The sequence below is a fragment of the Nocardia sp. NPDC005745 genome (assembly GCF_040630775.1).
Classification (GTDB): Bacteria; Actinomycetota; Actinomycetes; order Mycobacteriales; family Mycobacteriaceae; genus Nocardia.
In genome coordinates this window covers 108,775-124,929 of sequence record NZ_JBEXYF010000002.1, presented here as the reverse complement: position 1 = coordinate 124,929, position 16,155 = coordinate 108,775, and the positions used below count along the sequence as shown (strand labels likewise).

Genomic DNA, 16,155 nt, shown 5'->3' with positions numbered 1-16,155 from the left:
TATGACGATATTATTCTCCTGTTATTACACAGTTATGACCCGGCTGGACCCGCCGGATTACATCGTTATTCCGATGTTATTCCGCAGAATTCGGCGCCGAATCGCCGGAAGTGTTGAGCACGTGCTTCATTCGTGGCTACGATGGCTCGTCGAATACGCACCGGCGAAAGGCGATGGGCGTGGATCCGTACAACACCGGGCAGTTCCGTATCGAAGCGGAGGCCGAACCCATCGAGAGCCCGGCGTGGCTGCTCGAGTTCACCGAGCGATACATCGCCGGGTGGAACAGCGGGGACGGTGCGGCGGTCGCGAAGTGCGTCACCGAGGACACGATCTGGCACGACCCCTCGCTGGACGCCCCGGCACACGGGCGGGCGGGTGTGGAGAAATTCGTCACCGACACGGTGCGCTCGTTCCCGGATGTCGCCTACGCCAACCCGTTCCCGCCGACGCTCGCCGCGGACAACCGGATCGCCCTGGTGCCGTGGCGGATGACCGGCACCCATCTGGGCCCGATCGACCCGCCCGGATTCGGCCCGACCGGCAAGCGAATCGACCTGCTGGTCATCGACGCGTGGCAGTTCCGCTCCGGGCTGATCTGGCGCAGCCAGGCCACCTGGGACCTGACCGAGATGCTGCTGCAACTGGGCCTGATGCCGCCGCGCGGAAGCGCCGCCGAGCGCGCGATGGCACGCGCCCAGCGGTTCCGGTCCCGGCTGCCGTTCTGACCGGTACCCGATTTACGCGGGGTTCAGTCGCCGAACTTTTCGGCGAAGCGCTCCACCGCGAGTAGGACCGAGGCGCCGACGGTCTCCAGTTCGGCGCCCATACCGACGAGAAGATTCACGATCGCGGGCACCAGCACTTCGAGTAGGCCGTCGTCGCCCAGGTGGCCGGCCATCTCCAGCTGGACGAAGCCGAACAGTCCCATCCACAGCTGTGCCGCGGCCGAACGGACGTCGGGAGTGTTGATCAGTCCCGCGTCCTGGGCGCGCTGCACCGCGCCGACCACGTGGTCGAAGGTCTCCGCGTAGTGCTCGAACTCCGAATCGTGCCCGGCCACGAGCACATTGCCGCGGTTGATCTTCATGTCGATGCGCGTGCCGGTGCCGAACATCAGCTGGAACAGCTCCGGCCTGCGCTGGGCCTCGTCCCGGAACACCAGGCCGAGCACGAGCAGATCGGTGATCGGCTCCTCGCTCACCCCGGCCGCGTTCATCCGCTCGGCCAGCTGGGCGAATCCGGCGGAGCCCGCCGCCCGGATCAGCCCGGGCATGCCGCCGAAGTTGGAATACACCGCCATCGTGGAGACCCCGCACATGCGCGACACGCGGCGGACGGTGAGTGCGTGCAAACCCTCGGTCGACACCACCTCGACGGTCGCGTCGATCAGACGATCGCGCAGCGCGGTGTTCATCGTGTCCGTCCCGGCCGGGCGCACGGCTAGTTCAGTTGTTCCGGCAGTTTGCTTGCTCATCGCTTCCGTTTCCCCAGCACGGTCACGCCGTGACGCATAGATCCGCTAGTGCGCTGTCTTCGGGAAGGCGGTACCGCCGCTCGACCGAGGGCGCCCCGGTCGCGGTCGCCGCGCGGGCCCCCGGTCTCGGGGCGGTGGATCGCGGCCGGAATGGTCGGCGGTGCCTCGGCAGTGCCGCGGCGGCGATGTCTATTTCGATCGATGCACCATCGATTCGCTCGGTCCGGAAAGCTGATCGTGGTTCATCGCGCACAGAAATCTCCGTTCTTGCCGCACGAACGGGCGGGCAGAGCATGAGGGGGAGCCGCGTTCGCGGGCTACGAAGAGCAGGCGCACTCGCCGGGAGGTGCGTGTCGGAGGTGGGTATCGTCACCGAAACTCTATGTGATACAGCGTAACGTCCACAGGCGAACGGCCAAATGTTCTGCGTTGTTTCCGCATTCGGTGCGCGGCGCTCGACTGTGGCATCCGGCGATCGAAGTGGCAAACTTCTGGCCGCGGCGACAATGCGCAAAGCGGACAAATGGGGCTGCTGCCGATTCTCGATCCGCACGGTCATGAACACGCGGCAACGGTATCGTTCGGCGGGGACAGTTTCATGGGTGGGAGGCCGGCCGATGTCGTCATCGATCTCGGGAATCGTCGCGTGGCCGGTTATCGGTTTCGTCGCCGCCGTGCTCGCGGGCCGGTGGTTGCTGGTACGCGACACCATCGTCGACAAGCTGCTGAATCAGCTGTTCTTGTGGGGCTTGCTGAGTCTGCTGCTGTATCGCTGCACCATGACACCCGGCATCGCGAGCCTCGCCCATCAGCTCTCGCTCGGCTGCACGGTGATGGCGTCGATGTGCCTGCAAGGGATCGTCCGCATCTGGGCCTTCGACGTGGACCCGGCGGCGGTACGGCGCAGGCACCGCGTCTGCTGCGTGCTGGCGGCCGCGGCCACCGGCGCGATCCTGCTGGCGGGCAGTGCGGCCCGGCAGGAAGGCAGACTCGTCGACCTGACCCTGGATGCCGAGGGATTGGTGGTCTGGACCGCCTTCGGTCTCCCGCTGCTGGTGAACGTCTCGCTGCTGGCCCGCATGTGCCTCCGTGAGCTGCGGGCGGGCGGCATCGGCCTGGCGGAGAAGCTCGTGTGCGCCATGATGATCTGGGCGGCAACACTTTTCGGTGTGAACCTGGTGCTGTCGACGGTGCGTGCCGTCACCGGATGGCAGCGCTGGGGTACGCATCTGATCCGGATCGAAGCGACGGTCACCATCTGTCTGGCGATCGACGCGACGGTGATCGCCATTCCGCTGATCCGGTCGCTGCTGGCCACGGCGGAACTCGATCGAGCAGGACGATCGTGCCGCAGGTTGCGCCCGCTGTGGCGGGATCTCACCACCGCCGTCCCGGAGATCGTGCTGCGGCCGGCCGTGGGCGAGCAGGCCGACCCGGGGACCCAGCTGTTGCGCATGACGGTGGAGATCCAGGACGCGCTGCTGCATCTGGGCCGCTACGCCCCGGCGCACGGTGCATCGGCCGAGTCCGGATGCCCGATGACCGACTACGCGCAGCAATTGGCGTGCGCGGCGGTCGCGCGACAGGTGGGCGCGGCGCCGATCGGATCGACATCGGCCCGGCTTCCGGTGCCCGCGGCGGATTTCGACGCCGAGCTGCGGCAACTGCTCGAACTGGCCCGCGTGTGGCCCGCGGCCCGCGCGGCGGCGGGCGAGCGGGTCCCGGTGGCCGTCGGCTAGAGCACCGCTTGGGTCTGGGTGACCTTCGCGACCAGCTTGTCCGCGTCGTCCCGGATCACCGTCTCCACCACGATGAACGAGCGTCCGGCATGCAACGGCGCCGCCGACGCGATGGCATGCCCGGAGCGAACCGCGCGCAGGAAATTCGTCTTCGATTCCACCGTGGTGGTGCCCTGCTTGCCTTCCGGCAGGTTCAGGAACGCGCAGACCGCGCCGGTGGCGTCGGCGAGCGACATCAGCACCCCGCCGTGCAGCATGCCGCCCAGCGTGCACAGCGATTCGTCCCAGGCCAGGCGGCTGCGGACCAGCTCGGGCCCGTGGGCGAGCACCTCGATGCCGAGGCGTTCGGTGAACGGCATGGTCTGGTGGAAAAGCTTGGTGCCGGTCTCATCGATCATGGCGGTGATCTTGCCCGTCGCCGGTCGTGGAGTCGATTACTTCGCGGGTAGTCGCCGGCCTGCCCCGTTGCCGGATGGAGACCTGCGCATCGGTTCCGTATCGGTCCGCGGCGGGTGAAACGCGGCGACGGATGGCGGGTATCAGCTCATGAACCCGATGAACAGGAGAAACGCGATGACCGGACTCCAGCCGTTCTATCGGCAAGTGCAAGCCCACTACGACCTCTCCGACGAGTTCTACGCGCTGTTCCTCGACCCGACCATGACCTACAGCTGCGCCTACTTCGAGCGACCCGACATGACGCTAGAGCAAGCGCAGCGCGCGAAGATCGATCTGGCGCTCGGCAAGCTCGACCTGCGGCCGGGGATGACCCTGCTGGACGTCGGATGCGGGTGGGGCTCGACCATGCTGCGTGCCGCCACCGCCTACGGCGCGCAGGTCGTTGGGCTGACGCTCAGCCGCAACCAGTACGAGTACGTCGCGGACAAGATCGAACGCGAGCGCATCGCGGGCGCGCAAGTGCTTTTGCAAGGCTGGGAGGAGTACGACGGCGAAGCCGATCGCATCGTCAGTATCGGCGCCTTCGAGCACTTCCGGCGTTCCCGCTACGAGACGTTCTTCGAACGATGCCACCGGATGCTGCCGCCGGACGGCAGGATGCTACTGCACACCATCGTCGCGTACACGCTGAAAGACCTGCGGCGCATGGGCATTCCCGTAGCCCGGGAAGACGCGCTGTTCCACATCTTCATCAAGCGGGAGATCTTCCCGGGTGGACAGCTGCCGCACCCCGCCGAGGTGACGCGCCTGGCCGGCCGCGCTGGACTGGGCACGGAGAAGATCCAGGAGCTGCGGCCGCACTACGCGCGCACCCTCGACTGCTGGGCCGAGGCGTTGCGGGCGCACCGGGACCGCGCGATCGCCCTCGCGTCCGAAGAGGTCTATCAGCGGTACCTGAAGTATCTGACCGGATGCGCGCGGCAATTCCGCGACGGCCGCATCGACGTCATGCAGTTCACGCTGGTCAAGTGAGCGTCGGCCGGGTCAGCTCAGTCGTGCCACCAGGGCGTCGGGCAGGTGGGGGAGCGCGAGATCGATCAGCCGCCAGGGCCACCCGGGCACACACGCTCGTCGTCGCTCCTTCTCGATGGCGGCCACCATCGATGCGACGCCTTTGTCCAGGGGCGCGACCATCCGCGCGTCACCCGCCTTGGCAGCCATGTCGGTGGCGATGAAACCCGGCAACAGCGTGGTCACGGCGATCGGTGACCGCGCCAATTCGGTGGCCAGTGCGGCGCCCAGCGTGGCGAGGCCCGCCTTGCTCGCCGAATAGGCCGCTTTCTTGCCCGGAAGTCCGCGCACCGCGCTCATCGATGCGACGAGCACCAGGTGGCCGGCCTGCTGCGCGCGGAAGATCTCCAGCGCCGCCTCCGCCTGCGCCAGCGCGCTGACGAAATTCGTCGTCGCCGTCGCGAGGTTCGCGTCGGCCCGTCCGCTGCCGATCGGCGCTCCCTTGCCGATACCGGCGTTGACGATCACACGATCCAGGCCACCGAGTTCGTCGCGCAGCTCGCCGAAGACGATCGGCACCGCGGCGTGGTCGTCCACGTCGAGGGCGCGTACCGCGACGGTGACTTCCGGGTGCGCGGCGACCAGCTCGTCGCGCAGCGCCGTGAGTGCGTCCTGCCTGCGGGCGCACAGCGCGAGATCGCGGCCCTTGCCCGCGAAGTCGCGCGCCATGGCGGCCCCGAGGCCCGCGCTCGCGCCGGTGATCAGAATCCTCTTCCGCGTCATGCGGCTGACCCTAGCCTCTGTTGAACACGAGTCAATACGCCGCCCGGCCGGATGCGCCGCGCGGTCAGCCGCCGAACGAGCCGGTCGGCGGCGGTGTGGGCAGCAACCGCCACGGCCCGCAGTTCTCGGTCTTGAACCCCACGTCGGTCGGCTTGATCTGCACCCGGACGGGACCGAGCCGGGTGTAGTTGTTCGCGAGGATGTACTGCATGTTCGTGTTGTCGCCCTCCACCTTCCACAGCCTGCGCCAATCGCAGGCGTAGGCCGGATCGGGGGTGCCGGGCGCCTCCCAGATTCCGGGCACGATGTCGACGCCGACCAAGTAGACGCCGTCGTGCGTCATGGTGTTCGCGGGCTCGGCCGCCGCCGTCCCCACGGCGAGCAGAGTCGCCGCGCAGCTCATGGCTCCCGCGGCGAGGAGTGCGCTTGCACGCATACCGGTTCTCCTTGACTTGTACTACCGCCGCGCCCACGGTCGTCGTGCTCCCCGCGGGCCGCGGCCGAATCGGGAGATCCCCGCATCTCCGCGGCAAGGAATACCAGAACCGACCGAGCGGTGTGCATGGAATCCGGTAATCCGGCGCGGAATGTCGTCTCGATCGCCCGGTCGCGGCGCGGTAGGGCGATGGTACGAACGGGTCGAGTCCCGTCCCGCTTCGCCGACGGACTGGCCGACGATCTTCCGAGGGCGCGGTTACCCGCTGTCCACCTCCGCTCTATCGCGCGGGGATTACCGAGCGGATCGAGCGTGACCATGGCTCTCAGCAAGTCGCCGACTATTTCCGCGTGCCGTTCGGTGTGGCGCACAGCCGGATGCATTACGCTCTGCTACCTCTGCGCAAACTGCCGAACGAGCCGGACGGCCGGGCGTCGCGCATGCTGTAACACTTCGATCACGCAACTTGCTTTGCTGATACACACGTTGCCAGAGTTGACTACTGGGTTTGGTGTTACAAGTGGGAAGGGAGGGGTGCTCCGTTCCGGAGCACCGACCGCACTATGAAGCCAAGCATCATCAAGGCAGGGATCTGTACCGCCGTCACAGCCGCGGTAACGGTGACGCTGTCCGGGTTGCTCCCGGTCACCGCACAGGCGGCTCCGTCGGCGCTGGATATGTCGCAAAAGCTCGCGGGCAAGACCGTTTACCTCGACCCAGGACATCAGGGGTCGAACCATTCCCAAGATTTGGCAAGACAGGTCAGCGATGGCCGCGGCGGCACCAAGGACTGCCAGACCACCGGCATGACCACGATGAACGGCGTTCCCGAGCACACCATCACCTGGAACGTCGCCCAGGTCGTCAAGACGTCGCTGGAGACACTCGGCGCGCACGTCGTGCTGAGCCGCCAGGACGACATCAACTGGGGCGGCTGCGTCGACGACCGGGCCCGCGCGGCGAGCCAGTCCGGCGCGGACGTCGCCGTGAGCATCCACGCCGACAGCGCGCCCGCGCAGGATCGCGGATTCCACCTGATCATTCCGGAGTTGCCGATCCCGAATCCGATCGTCGATCAGGTCCAGTCGGGAGCGGGCCTCACCGCGTCGAAGTCGGTGCGCGACGCGTACCGCGACGCGGGCTTCCCGCCCGCCGACTACGGCGGCGTTGTGGACGGTCTGCAGACCCGCAGAGACATCGCCGGGCCCGCGCTGACCACCGTTCCGCTCGTCTTCCTCGAGATGGGCAACGGCGCCAATCCCGAGGACGCGGCGCTGCTGGAAACACCCGACGGGCAGCTCAAGCACGCCATCGCGCTGACCACCGGAGTGGTCGGTTACCTGCTCGGCGCACCGCAGCCGGGTATCTCACCGGATCAGCAGGCAAGCCAGACCACTCCGCAGGGTACGTCGCTCGACCGTCCCGCGGTGGCGCCGGGAACGCCGCAGGGCCAGACGGATCCGGGTACTCCCCAGGCGCAGACGAACCCGGTGGTGCCGCAAGCGCAGACGATTCCGGCGGTGCCGCAGAGTCCGGCGGCCCCCGCGGTGCCGCAGGCGCAGTCCGTTCCGAGCACCTCGACGCCGAAGCCCGCGCCCGGCACCGCGACACCACAGTCATCGGGCACGCCCGCGGCGCCGAATGCACCGGGCACCTCCGGAACCCAGTCGCCGGGCACGCCGAACGCGCAGCAGTCACCCGGGACCGCCGGGGGCAACGCTTCGATCATGGAGTTGCTGATGCCGTTGGCGAAGATGCTGGGCCTGGACGACAACGCGATCACCACGGAGCTGATCAACCTCGGCTACAGCCTGGCGGGCACGCTGCTGGGCTCCTCGAAATAGTCCGCACACCGAACCCGCCGGACGCCATCCTCACCACCTCGAGGGTGGCGTCGGGTCTTTCCCGCGGCGCACTAGGGTGAGCGGAATGGCTGACCGGATTCCTGTTGTGCTCGTCGCGGGGTTTCTCGGTTCCGGAAAGACCACGCTGCTCAATCACTTGCTGCGGGACAACCGGGGGACGCGGATCGGGGTGGTGGTCAACGACTTCGGGGCGATCAACATCGATTCGATGCTGGTCGCCGGGCAGGTGGACGCCATGGTCTCGCTCGGCAACGGGTGCGTGTGCTGCGCGGTCGACGTCACCGAGCTGGACGAGCTGTTCACCCGGCTCACACAGCCGAAGGCCGGAATCGACGTGATCGTCGTGGAAGCCAGCGGCTTGGCCGAGCCGCGCAGCCTCATCCGGATGGTGGTCGGCAGCGACAATCCCCGCCTGCGCTACGGCGGCCTGGTCGAGGTGGTCGACGCCGAAGAGTTCCCGCGCAGCAGTACCCGCCACCCGGAGCTGCGCACGCATCTGCGGCTGGCCGATCTGGTCGTGGTCAACAAGGCCGACCGGGTCGCGCCCGAGCAACTCGAACGGCTGCGCGAGGACGTCGCGGCGCTGGTCGGTTCGGTGCCGGTGTACGCGACCACCTACGGCCGGATCGATCCCGGGCTGCTGTTCGACCAACCGCACCGCACCCGACCGCTGGTGGCCGAGCAGCTGAGTTTCGACGAACTGCTCGTCGAGCACGACCACGACGACCACGCCGGGCACCGTCATCTGCACGACGACTACGCCAGCGTGTCGTTCACCAGTGAACGAGCGCTCGACCCGCGCAAGTTGATCGGCTTCTTGGAGGACCCGCCGCCGGGATTGTTCCGGGCCAAGGGGTTCGCCGCCTTCGGGGTGGCCGACGAACGCAGGAAGTTCGTCCTGCACATGGTCGGCCGCCACATCATCTTCGAGCCGGGCGGCTGGTCGCGCGGCGAAGCGCGGGGCGCGCAGCTGGTGCTCATCGGGGCAGGCCTGCGCACCGACACGGCCCTGGCGCGGCTGCACGACATCGTGCACGACGACGCCGAACCACTCGACGCGCAGAGCATGCTCGGCGTGTGGCGCTATACACCGCACTGAACGCGCGCCAGATTGGCGCGTTTGTTCGCGACATGTCGCGTTCGGTGCTGGTGACAGAGCAGTCTTTTCATGAGACTGAATGCGTGTCCGCCGGTCCGCGGGCACTGGGAGCGTACTGCCGCCCGCGGCGCCGCTCGGCAGCCCATCCGTGACCGACCGAATCGTTCTGCGACCGATGGGAGTTACCCGTGTCAGATTCCATGGAGAGCGCCACCGCGTACGTCATCGAGGCGCTGGAGGCCAAGGGCACCGCCAGCCGCGAGGACTTCGACGTTCCCGCGATCGTCGCCGAGACCCACGCCATCGCCAACAGCTGGGATTTCCGTGCGATCGAGGACGCGACGTTCTGGTCGATCGCCGCGCGTTTCATCAGGCCGTGAACGTCCGCTCCACCCACTCGGCGCGATACGCGGGGGTGGCCAGCGACCATCGCCGGGCCGCTCGCCGCATCGATCCCGGGTCGGAGTAGCCGAGAATCTCGGCCTGGCGCGACGGGCTCAGCGGGCCGGTGGCCGTCGCGGCGATCAGCCGCGTGCCGCGTGCCCGATCCAGTTCCGCGCGCCAAGTGGTGCCCGCTTCTCGCAACCGCCGCTGGAGCGTGCGGGGGCTGGTGGCCAGCCTGCGCGCCACCCGCTCGAGGGACGCGTCGCCCTCGTCCAGACAGTCCGCCAGCGCGGCCGCGACACGCTCCGGCCAGGCGGTGGCCAGCGGCGGCGGGGGCGGAAGGGCCGCGGCCAACGGCCGCAGGATGCCGGCCAGCACCGGATCACTGGTGGTCAGCGGCAGATCCATATCCGAGGCGCGGAAGGTCATCGCGTCCACCGGCGCGTCGAACTCGATCGCGGCGGTGCCGAATACCTCGACGAAGGTGTCGGTCTTGGCGGGCGCGCGCTGGCGCAGCGAAACCCGCGACGGGGCCAGCGGTTCGCGCACCACGCGCCGCGCGCGGCTGAGCACCGCGCACAGGCCCCACAGTTGAGTGAGATCCCGGCCCCGGCCTTCCCCGTCGATCATGTCGAGATACAGGGTGACCTCGTCGTCGTTCTCCGCGACCAGGTCGAACCGATGGTTGGTGGTCACCGCCGTGACGTACGGCCCACAGGTCGCCAATCCGGCGCCCAGCGTCGGGGCCGAGGAGAACAGGTAGTCGTAGAGACCGAGGCAGGTGAGTTCGTAGCGGCTCGCCACGTTCAGGGCGACGTCCGGATCGCCGAGTTCGTGTTCACCGATCTCCCACAGCCGGGAGAACGTCTGGCTGGGCAGGTGCACGTCGTCGCCCGCCATGGTCCACTCCGGCAACCCGGATTCCCGGAGCAGCCGGTCGCGGTCGACGCCGGCCGCGGTGAGCTGCGAGATGACGAACCGGTGGAGCAAGACCTGGTCGGTTCCCACGCCGACACGCTATCCCGGTCGTGTTGATTCGTCATGAGATTCATGTCACGGTCAGGTCAACCGCAGGCGTTCACCCATTCGGACAGGCCGTCGGCGAACAACTGGCGTTTCCAGATCGGGACTTCGTGCTTGATCCGATCCACCAGTTCCGAGCACGCCGCGAACGCCGCGCCCCGATGCGCCGCCGCCACCGCGACGACGATCGCGCGGTCACCGATGCCCAGCGAGCCGACGCGATGCACGGCCGCGACCGGCAAACCGTGCGCGGCGGCCAGTTCCGCGCAGACGGTGCGCAGGAAGCGTTCCGCCTGCGGGTGCGCGGAGTATTCCAGGGCCGAGACGGCCTGCCCGCCATCATGGTCGCGGACCTTCCCGGTGAACACCACGACCCCGCCGTAGTGCGGTCCGCTGACCGCCTCCTCGACCTCCGCCGGGTCGAGCGGCTGGTCGCTGATCCGGGCGAGCCGGACCATGGCCTCAGCCGTTGTCATGACTTCCACCTCCGGCGACTTGTGCGAGCAGATGATCCAGCAGCGGTTCCAGCACCGCGATGCCGTCGCGAACGCCCCCCGGCGATCCCGGCAGATTCACCACCACCGAGCGCCCGGCCAGCCCCGCCACGCCGCGACTCAGCGCCGCCAGCGGGAATTTCGCCGTGCCGCGCTGCCGGATCGCCTCCGCCACACCGGGGAGTTCGCGGTCGAGCAATGCGAGGGTGGCTTCCGGTGTCCCGTCGGTGGGTGACGCACCGGTCCCGCCGGTGCTGATGACGAGCGCCGGTTCGAAGCGCAACGCGTCGGCAAGGCCGAATTCGATCTCGGCGTCGGCGTAGACCAGCGGGCCCCGCACCGAGAAGCCGAGTCCGGCCAGCCAGTCCGCGAGCACCGGACCGGTGGTGTCCTCGCGGGTCCCCGCCGCCACACCGGTCGACGCGACCAGCACCACGGCCGACCTTGGCTCCTCGTCGAACTCCGGCCCGGCGTACTCCGAGATGTCCGGCTCGGTATCCGCGTCCTCGGGGGACAGGTCGTCGTCGGCGGAAGGCGGGATCGGGCCTTCGTCGGCCGGGCGCTCCCAATGGCCGCGTTTGCCGCCTTCTTTGGTGAGCAGCCGCACGTCGGTGAGCGTCGCCGCGGGGTCGACCGCCTTCACCATGTCGTGCAGGGTGAGCCCGGCGACCGCGACCGCGGTGAGCGCCTCCATCTCCACACCCGTGGGACCCTTGGTCTTCGCGGTTGCCTCGATGGTGATGGCGGTGTCGGTGAAACCGAACTCCACTCGCACCGACGACAGCGCCAGCTGATGGCACAGCGGGATCAGTTCGGAGGTCTTCTTCGCCCCCGAGATGCCCGCGATGCGTGCGGTGGACAGCACATCCGCCTTCGGCAGGTCGTCGGCCCGCACCAGCGCGACCACCTCGGCCGTGGTGCGTAACTCGCCCGCCGCGACTGCGATCCGGGTGGTGTCGCTCTTCGCGCTCACATCCACCATCCGGGCGCGGCCTTCCTGGTCGACATGGGACAGCTCGCTCATAAGGACCACACTCGCACAAGCGCTCCAGCGGGCAGCGCGGTGACCTCGGCGGGCACATCGATCAGCACCTCGGCCCACGCCATGGCCGCCACGAGATGCGACCCGGGACCGGACACCACCTCGACCGCCCGAGGCTGTCCGTGCGCGGGCGATTCCCCCGGATCGGCGCGGATGAGTTTGCCCCGCAGGAATTGCCGTTTGCCCTCCGGCGAGCGCGGCACGGCGTCGACCAGAGGGAGCTCGTAGGTGTCCACCTCGGGCAGACCGGCGAGACGCCGCAGGATCGGGCGGGCGAACACCTCGAACGACACCATCGTGCTGACCGGATTGCCGGGGAAGCTGAGCACCGGCGCCCCGTCGACCACGGTCAGTCCCTGCGGGCCGCCCGGTTGCATCGCGACCGAGCCGAACCGCCCGCCCATCGGCTCCAGCACGTCCTTGACCACCTCGAAGTCGCCCTTGGACACGCCGCCGGAGGTGAACACCACATCGGCGTTCTCGGTCGCCGCCGACAGCAGCGCGCGGAAGCGCGCCGGATCGTCGGTGCTGTGCACCACCGAGACGACATCGACGCCGTTCGCCGCGAGCGCCGCGGCGAGGGCGACGCCGTTGGAGTTGTAGATCTGCCCCGGACGCAGCGGCTTTCCGGCCGCGACCAGCTCGTCGCCGGTGGTGATCACCGCGGCGCGCACCGCCCGGAAGACCGCCACCGCGGGCAGGCCGACGGCGGCGAGGGCGGCGACATGCCGGGGGGCGAGCATGGTTCCCGCCCGCACGAGCAGATCCCCGGTCCGGACGTCCGTCCCCGGTTCCCGCACGAATTCGCCTGCGCTGCGCCCGCGTTCGATGGTGACCGTGCCGTCGCCCGCGTGGGTGTCCTCCACCGGCACGACGCAGTCCGCGCCGGGCGGGATCGGCGCACCGGTCATCACCTTCATCGCAGCGCCCCTCGGCAGCGGCGTGCGGCCCGCCGCGCCCGCCGCGACCACGCCGGTCAAGGGCAGGGTGACCGGGGCGACCAGCACCGATTCGGCGCGCACCGCGTAGCCGTCCATCGCGGAGTTCCGGAACACCGGCAACTCGATCGGCGAGCGGACGTCCTCGGCCGACTGCCTGCCCAGCGCCCGCGGCACCGGGACGGACTCGACCGTGCGCGCGGCCAGTGGCCGCAGCAGCTGTTCGATGCTGTCGCGGTAGTCGTCGACGGGCCTGGCCGAGACGCCGGCGGGCCGAGGGTTCATGCGAGTCAGCCTAATGGGTGCGGTCGGACGTAGTCCGTCCTCAGCCTGCGCATGGCCGGAGCGAAGGCGGAGGTACGCCTAACGCCCGATCCGGGCGGTTTTCCGCCTCCGTCGCCGCGCGCCGGTCCGTGCGCAGGTCGCCCGGCGTCGCGCTCGTCCCCGGCGCGGGCCTCACCGACGATTCGCGGCCGTGGTGAGCCCGAGGTGAGCATTCCGCCCGCAGCCGAATCGGGACAGGCGGTCATAATGGACGTGTGACTCTGGTCGAGATCGGGATTCCCGCGGTGCGTTCCGGGCGTCCCTCGCTCGCCGGCCGTCCCGACACCCCCTATTTGCTGGATCGCTTCGGACGCGTCGCCCGCGACCTACGCGTATCCATCACCGAGAAGTGTTCGCTGCGCTGTACCTATTGCATGCCGGAGGAGGGGCTGCCGGAGATTCCCCGGCACGAACTGCTCACGGTGGACGAGATCGTGCGTCTGGTCCGCCTCGCGGTGCGCGAGCTGGGGGTGCGTGAGGTCCGCTTCACCGGGGGCGAGCCGCTGATGCGCCGCGAGCTGGAACAGATCATCGCGGGCTGTCACGCCGAGGTGCCGCACATCCCGCTGGCCATGACGACCAACGGCATCGGGCTCGAGCACCGCGCGTTCGGCCTCGCCGCCGCGGGACTGCACCGGGTGAACGTGTCGCTGGACACCGTGGACCGGGCCGGTTTCGCGCGGCTGACGCGCCGCGACCGCCTCGAATCGGTGTTCGCGGGTGTTCGCGCCGCCCGTGCCGCCGGCCTGGCGCCGATCAAGGTCAACGCCGTCTTGATGCGCGAAACCCTCTCCGGTGCGTCGGATCTCCTGCGCTGGTGCTTGGACGAGGGTTGCGAACTGCGTTTCATCGAGGAGATGCCGCTCGACGCCGACCACGAGTGGGCCCGCGCCAACATGGTCACCGCCGCCGAGCTGCTCGACGTGCTCGGCGCCCGGTTCGGGCTCACCGAGGCAGGCCGCGCCGACCCGTCGGCCCCCGCGGAGAAGTGGCTGGTCGACGGCGGCCCCGGCACCGTGGGCATCATCGCCACCGTGACCCGCAAGTTCTGCGCCACCTGCGACCGCACCCGGCTCACCGCGGACGGCATGCTGCGCTCCTGCCTGTTCAGCGACCAGGAATTCGACCTGCGCCAGGTGCTGCGCTCCGGCGCGGGCGACGACGAGGTCGCGACCCTCTGGCGCGGCGCGATGTGGAACAAATGGGCAGGTCACGGCATCGACGCCGAGGGCTTCGTGCCCCCGGAGCGGACGATGGGAGCAATCGGTGGTTGAGATCCGCTATTTCGCCGCGATCGCCGACGCTGTCGGCAAGGACAGCGAAACCCTCGACCTCCCGGCCGGAGCGACGGTGGCCGACCTGCGCGCCGCCCTGTCCGCGACCTACGGCCAGGACCTGGACAAGATGCTGTCGGTGTGCGCCTATCTGATCGGTGACGAGCTCACCCGTGATCCCGCCGCCGCGCTGAGCCCGCGGGTCGACGTCCTGCCCCCCTTCGCCGGGGGATAGCCCGGCGACGCGTCCGCACCGGCGGGCACGCCGCCGCGGCCGATGGCTTCAGGAGCGGCGGTTCCCGGCGCGCCGTCTCGCGCCGGGTGAGTCGGCCCAGGTGCTCAGCGCCACCAGGTGTCCAGCGGAGTCACCGGGACGGTGCGCTTGTGCCGGGTGTTGCGGAAGATGCCTTCCAGCCGCTCGGCGACCTCGGGGGTCACCTCCTTGCCTTCCAGGTAGTCATCGATCTCGCTGTAGCGCAGACCGAGCGCCTCCTCGTCGGGCAGGGCGGGGCGGTCGTCCTCCAGGTCGGCGGTGGGCACCTTGGACCAGATGCTTGCGGGTGCGCCGAGCTCCTGGAGCAGGGCGGCGCCCTGGCGTTTGGTGAGACCGGTGAGCGGGGTCAGGTCGACACCGCCGTCGCCGTACTTGGTGAAGAATCCGGTGACCGCCTCGGCCGCGTGGTCGGTGCCGATCACGAGCAGGTTCTCCTGCCCGGCCAGCGCGTACTGGAGCACCATGCGTTCGCGCGCTTTGATGTTGCCGCGCACGAAGTCCCGCAGCTGGTCCACCTGCAACGCCGACGCCGCCTCCGCGGCCGCGGCGCTCGCGCTGGGCCGGATGTTCACCACGACCTGCCGGTCGGGCCGGACGAAGTCCATGGCGGTGAGCGCGTCGGCCTCGTCGGCCTGCACGCCGTGGGGCAGCCGGACGGCGAGGAAGGTCGCGTCTACGCCGTCGGCGCGCAGTTCCTCGACCGCGAGCTGGCACAGCCTGCCCGCGAGAGCACTGTCCTGTCCACCGCTGATGCCGAGAACGAAACCACGTGCGGGAGTGGCGTTCAGATAATCCTTGAGGAAATCGACCCGGCGCCGGATCTCTTCCTTCGGTTCGATCGTGGGCTGGACGCCCAATTCACTGATGATCTGTTCGCGCAGGTTCCCCATGGCGCCCGAGTGTACTGGCGATTCAGCGGGTGACAACGCGCCGGACGACGTCCTCCCAGTTGTCGCCGATCTGCTCGCGGGTGTAGCCGAGCACGTGCATCTGGTGCATGACCAGCGCCGCGCCCAGCATCGCCAGCAGCCAGTCGGCGACGAGCGGGACCTCCCCGGGCACGTCGGCCTGCCGCAACAGCATTGCGACGTGAGCGCGCAGCAATCCGTAGGGCGCACCGGAATACCGGTCACCCGCCTCGCCGAGTTCGGCCGCGCGATGCAGTTCGCCTTCCACTTCGATGTCGAGGAGCCTGGCCCGCCCGAAGGCGACCAGTCGTTCCACCGGAGGTGCGCCCGGGCCGAGCGGCGGCGGGCCGAAGATGAACGACTCCTGGTACTTCTGCTCGGAGTGGTCCAGCAGGGCGAGCATCAGACCGGACCTGCTGCCGAACCGGCGGAACACCGTGCCTTTGCCGACCCCGGCGCGTTTCGCCAGCGCGTCCATGGTGAGACTGTCCACGCCGTGCTCACGCACCAGCTGCTGCGCCGCGTCCAGCAGCAGCCGGCGATTGCGCGCGGCGTCGGCGCGCTCGGCGGGCTCCGAGGTGCCGGGCAGCGGGGCGCCGACGTCGAGCAGCCGACGGGAGCCATCGGAGGTCGAGTGGGGTGTGGGGTAGTTCACAGCGCTCACGCAGGCTCCGCGGGAAGTAAT

General features: G+C 69.2%; 18 protein-coding genes. 8 read left to right on the top strand and 10 right to left on the bottom strand.

The window, feature by feature from the left end:
* Positions 1 to 179 precede the first annotated feature (179 nt).
* Positions 180 to 728 carry a nuclear transport factor 2 family protein gene (locus ABZ420_RS03500; protein ID WP_357116670.1) on the top strand — a complete coding sequence of 183 codons (549 nt, stop codon included), beginning with the start codon at positions 180 to 182 and terminating at the stop codon, positions 726 to 728.
* 23 nt (positions 729 to 751) lie between these two features.
* On the opposite strand, the gene ABZ420_RS03495 is transcribed toward ABZ420_RS03500, so the two are convergent.
* The gene (locus tag ABZ420_RS03495) at positions 752 to 1,477 is read right to left on the bottom strand and encodes a TetR/AcrR family transcriptional regulator (RefSeq protein ID WP_083863931.1); all 726 of its coding nucleotides are present in this window, start codon (positions 1,475 to 1,477) and stop codon (positions 752 to 754) included.
* Positions 1,478 to 2,094: 617 nt separating this feature from the next.
* On the opposite strand from ABZ420_RS03495, the gene ABZ420_RS03490 reads away from it, so the two are divergent.
* Entirely contained in the window at positions 2,095 to 3,216 is a 1,122-nt protein-coding gene (locus ABZ420_RS03490) for an MAB_1171c family putative transporter (protein ID WP_357116668.1), read from the top strand.
* Here ABZ420_RS03490 and ABZ420_RS03485 read toward each other — a convergent pair.
* Positions 3,213 to 3,614 (bottom strand): PaaI family thioesterase, encoded by a 402-nt coding sequence (locus ABZ420_RS03485; protein WP_357116666.1) that lies wholly within the window; start codon positions 3,612 to 3,614, stop codon positions 3,213 to 3,215. The genes ABZ420_RS03490 and ABZ420_RS03485 overlap by 4 nt on opposite strands.
* A gap of 175 nt (positions 3,615 to 3,789) precedes the next feature.
* On the opposite strand from ABZ420_RS03485, the gene ABZ420_RS03480 reads away from it, so the two are divergent.
* Positions 3,790 to 4,647: a cyclopropane mycolic acid synthase family methyltransferase gene (locus ABZ420_RS03480; protein WP_357116664.1), complete on the top strand. Its 858-nt coding sequence runs from the start codon at positions 3,790 to 3,792 to the stop codon at positions 4,645 to 4,647.
* 12 nt (positions 4,648 to 4,659) lie between these two features.
* On the opposite strand, the gene ABZ420_RS03475 is transcribed toward ABZ420_RS03480, so the two are convergent.
* Together ABZ420_RS03475 and ABZ420_RS03470 are read right to left on the bottom strand one after the other, a co-directional pair.
* On the bottom strand, positions 4,660 to 5,409 hold the full coding sequence (locus ABZ420_RS03475; RefSeq protein WP_357116662.1) for an SDR family oxidoreductase: 750 nt from the start codon (positions 5,407 to 5,409) through the stop codon (positions 4,660 to 4,662).
* 64 nt (positions 5,410 to 5,473) lie between these two features.
* Positions 5,474 to 5,845 (bottom strand): hypothetical protein, encoded by a 372-nt coding sequence (locus tag ABZ420_RS03470; RefSeq protein WP_357116660.1) that lies wholly within the window; start codon positions 5,843 to 5,845, stop codon positions 5,474 to 5,476.
* Between the two features lie 563 nt (positions 5,846 to 6,408).
* Here ABZ420_RS03470 and ABZ420_RS03465 point away from each other — a divergent pair.
* The 3 genes from ABZ420_RS03465 (at position 6,409) to ABZ420_RS03455 (ending at position 9,189) form a co-directional block, all read left to right on the top strand.
* Positions 6,409 to 7,689: an N-acetylmuramoyl-L-alanine amidase gene (locus ABZ420_RS03465; RefSeq protein ID WP_357116658.1), complete on the top strand. Its 1,281-nt coding sequence runs from the start codon at positions 6,409 to 6,411 to the stop codon at positions 7,687 to 7,689.
* A gap of 85 nt (positions 7,690 to 7,774) precedes the next feature.
* Positions 7,775 to 8,809, top strand: a complete 1,035-nt coding sequence (locus tag ABZ420_RS03460) for a CobW family GTP-binding protein (protein WP_357116656.1) — start codon at positions 7,775 to 7,777, stop codon at positions 8,807 to 8,809.
* 188 nt (positions 8,810 to 8,997) lie between these two features.
* A complete protein-coding gene (locus tag ABZ420_RS03455; RefSeq protein WP_357116654.1) occupies positions 8,998 to 9,189 on the top strand; it encodes a hypothetical protein in 192 nt (63 codons plus the stop codon).
* Here ABZ420_RS03455 and ABZ420_RS03450 read toward each other — a convergent pair.
* The 4 genes from ABZ420_RS03450 to glp are packed head-to-tail and all read right to left on the bottom strand — an operon-like array spanning position 9,179 to position 12,975.
* Complete coding sequence (locus ABZ420_RS03450) at positions 9,179 to 10,201, bottom strand: AraC family transcriptional regulator ligand-binding domain-containing protein (RefSeq protein ID WP_357116652.1); 1,023 nt, start codon at positions 10,199 to 10,201, stop codon at positions 9,179 to 9,181. The two genes, ABZ420_RS03455 and ABZ420_RS03450, sit on opposite strands and share 11 nt — an antisense overlap.
* A gap of 56 nt (positions 10,202 to 10,257) precedes the next feature.
* Entirely contained in the window at positions 10,258 to 10,692 is a 435-nt protein-coding gene (locus tag ABZ420_RS03445; protein ID WP_357116650.1) for a molybdenum cofactor biosynthesis protein MoaE, read from the bottom strand.
* On the bottom strand, positions 10,679 to 11,734 hold the full coding sequence (gene moaCB, locus ABZ420_RS03440) for a bifunctional molybdenum cofactor biosynthesis protein MoaC/MoaB (RefSeq protein ID WP_357116648.1): 1,056 nt from the start codon (positions 11,732 to 11,734) through the stop codon (positions 10,679 to 10,681). The genes ABZ420_RS03445 and moaCB overlap by 14 nt, the downstream gene beginning before the upstream one ends.
* On the bottom strand, positions 11,731 to 12,975 hold the full coding sequence (glp, locus tag ABZ420_RS03435) for a gephyrin-like molybdotransferase Glp (RefSeq protein WP_357116646.1): 1,245 nt from the start codon (positions 12,973 to 12,975) through the stop codon (positions 11,731 to 11,733). Before glp ends, moaCB begins: the two co-directional genes overlap by 4 nt.
* A 254-nt stretch (positions 12,976 to 13,229) precedes the next feature.
* On the opposite strand from glp, the gene moaA reads away from it, so the two are divergent.
* Both moaA and ABZ420_RS03425 read left to right on the top strand, forming a co-directional pair.
* Positions 13,230 to 14,288 carry a GTP 3',8-cyclase MoaA gene (gene moaA / locus ABZ420_RS03430; RefSeq protein ID WP_357116644.1) on the top strand — a complete coding sequence of 353 codons (1,059 nt, stop codon included), beginning with the start codon at positions 13,230 to 13,232 and terminating at the stop codon, positions 14,286 to 14,288.
* Positions 14,281 to 14,523, top strand: coding sequence for a MoaD/ThiS family protein (locus tag ABZ420_RS03425; protein WP_357116642.1), 243 nt, complete (start codon positions 14,281 to 14,283; stop codon positions 14,521 to 14,523). Before moaA ends, ABZ420_RS03425 begins: the two co-directional genes overlap by 8 nt.
* A 104-nt stretch (positions 14,524 to 14,627) precedes the next feature.
* Here the strand turns inward: ABZ420_RS03425 and nadE are convergent, their stop codons facing one another.
* Positions 14,628 to 15,452, bottom strand: coding sequence for an ammonia-dependent NAD(+) synthetase (gene nadE / locus ABZ420_RS03420; protein ID WP_357116640.1), 825 nt, complete (start codon positions 15,450 to 15,452; stop codon positions 14,628 to 14,630).
* 22 nt (positions 15,453 to 15,474) lie between these two features.
* Positions 15,475 to 16,080, bottom strand: coding sequence for a TetR/AcrR family transcriptional regulator (locus ABZ420_RS03415; protein ID WP_062969540.1), 606 nt, complete (start codon positions 16,078 to 16,080; stop codon positions 15,475 to 15,477).
* Positions 16,081 to 16,155: the final 75 nt, after the last annotated feature.

What these genes read in the sequence shown, in the direction of transcription:
- ABZ420_RS03495 (WP_083863931.1), bottom strand. Translation starts at nt 1,477, where the DNA reads ATGAGCAAGCAAACTGCCGGAACAACTGAACTAGCCGTGCGCCCGGCC.
- ABZ420_RS03490 (WP_357116668.1), top strand. Translation starts at nt 2,095, where the DNA reads ATGTCGTCATCGATCTCGGGAATCGTCGCGTGGCCGGTTATCGGTTTC.
- ABZ420_RS03485 (WP_357116666.1), bottom strand. Translation starts at nt 3,614, where the DNA reads ATGATCGATGAGACCGGCACCAAGCTTTTCCACCAGACCATGCCGTTC.
- ABZ420_RS03480 (WP_357116664.1), top strand. Translation starts at nt 3,790, where the DNA reads ATGACCGGACTCCAGCCGTTCTATCGGCAAGTGCAAGCCCACTACGAC.
- ABZ420_RS03475 (WP_357116662.1), bottom strand. Translation starts at nt 5,409, where the DNA reads ATGACGCGGAAGAGGATTCTGATCACCGGCGCGAGCGCGGGCCTCGGG.
- ABZ420_RS03470 (WP_357116660.1), bottom strand. Translation starts at nt 5,845, where the DNA reads ATGCGTGCAAGCGCACTCCTCGCCGCGGGAGCCATGAGCTGCGCGGCG.
- ABZ420_RS03465 (WP_357116658.1), top strand. Translation starts at nt 6,409, where the DNA reads ATGAAGCCAAGCATCATCAAGGCAGGGATCTGTACCGCCGTCACAGCC.
- ABZ420_RS03460 (WP_357116656.1), top strand. Translation starts at nt 7,775, where the DNA reads ATGGCTGACCGGATTCCTGTTGTGCTCGTCGCGGGGTTTCTCGGTTCC.
- ABZ420_RS03445 (WP_357116650.1), bottom strand. Translation starts at nt 10,692, where the DNA reads ATGACAACGGCTGAGGCCATGGTCCGGCTCGCCCGGATCAGCGACCAG.
- moaCB (WP_357116648.1), bottom strand. Translation starts at nt 11,734, where the DNA reads ATGAGCGAGCTGTCCCATGTCGACCAGGAAGGCCGCGCCCGGATGGTG.
- glp (WP_357116646.1), bottom strand. Translation starts at nt 12,975, where the DNA reads ATGAACCCTCGGCCCGCCGGCGTCTCGGCCAGGCCCGTCGACGACTAC.
- nadE (WP_357116640.1), bottom strand. Translation starts at nt 15,452, where the DNA reads ATGGGGAACCTGCGCGAACAGATCATCAGTGAATTGGGCGTCCAGCCC.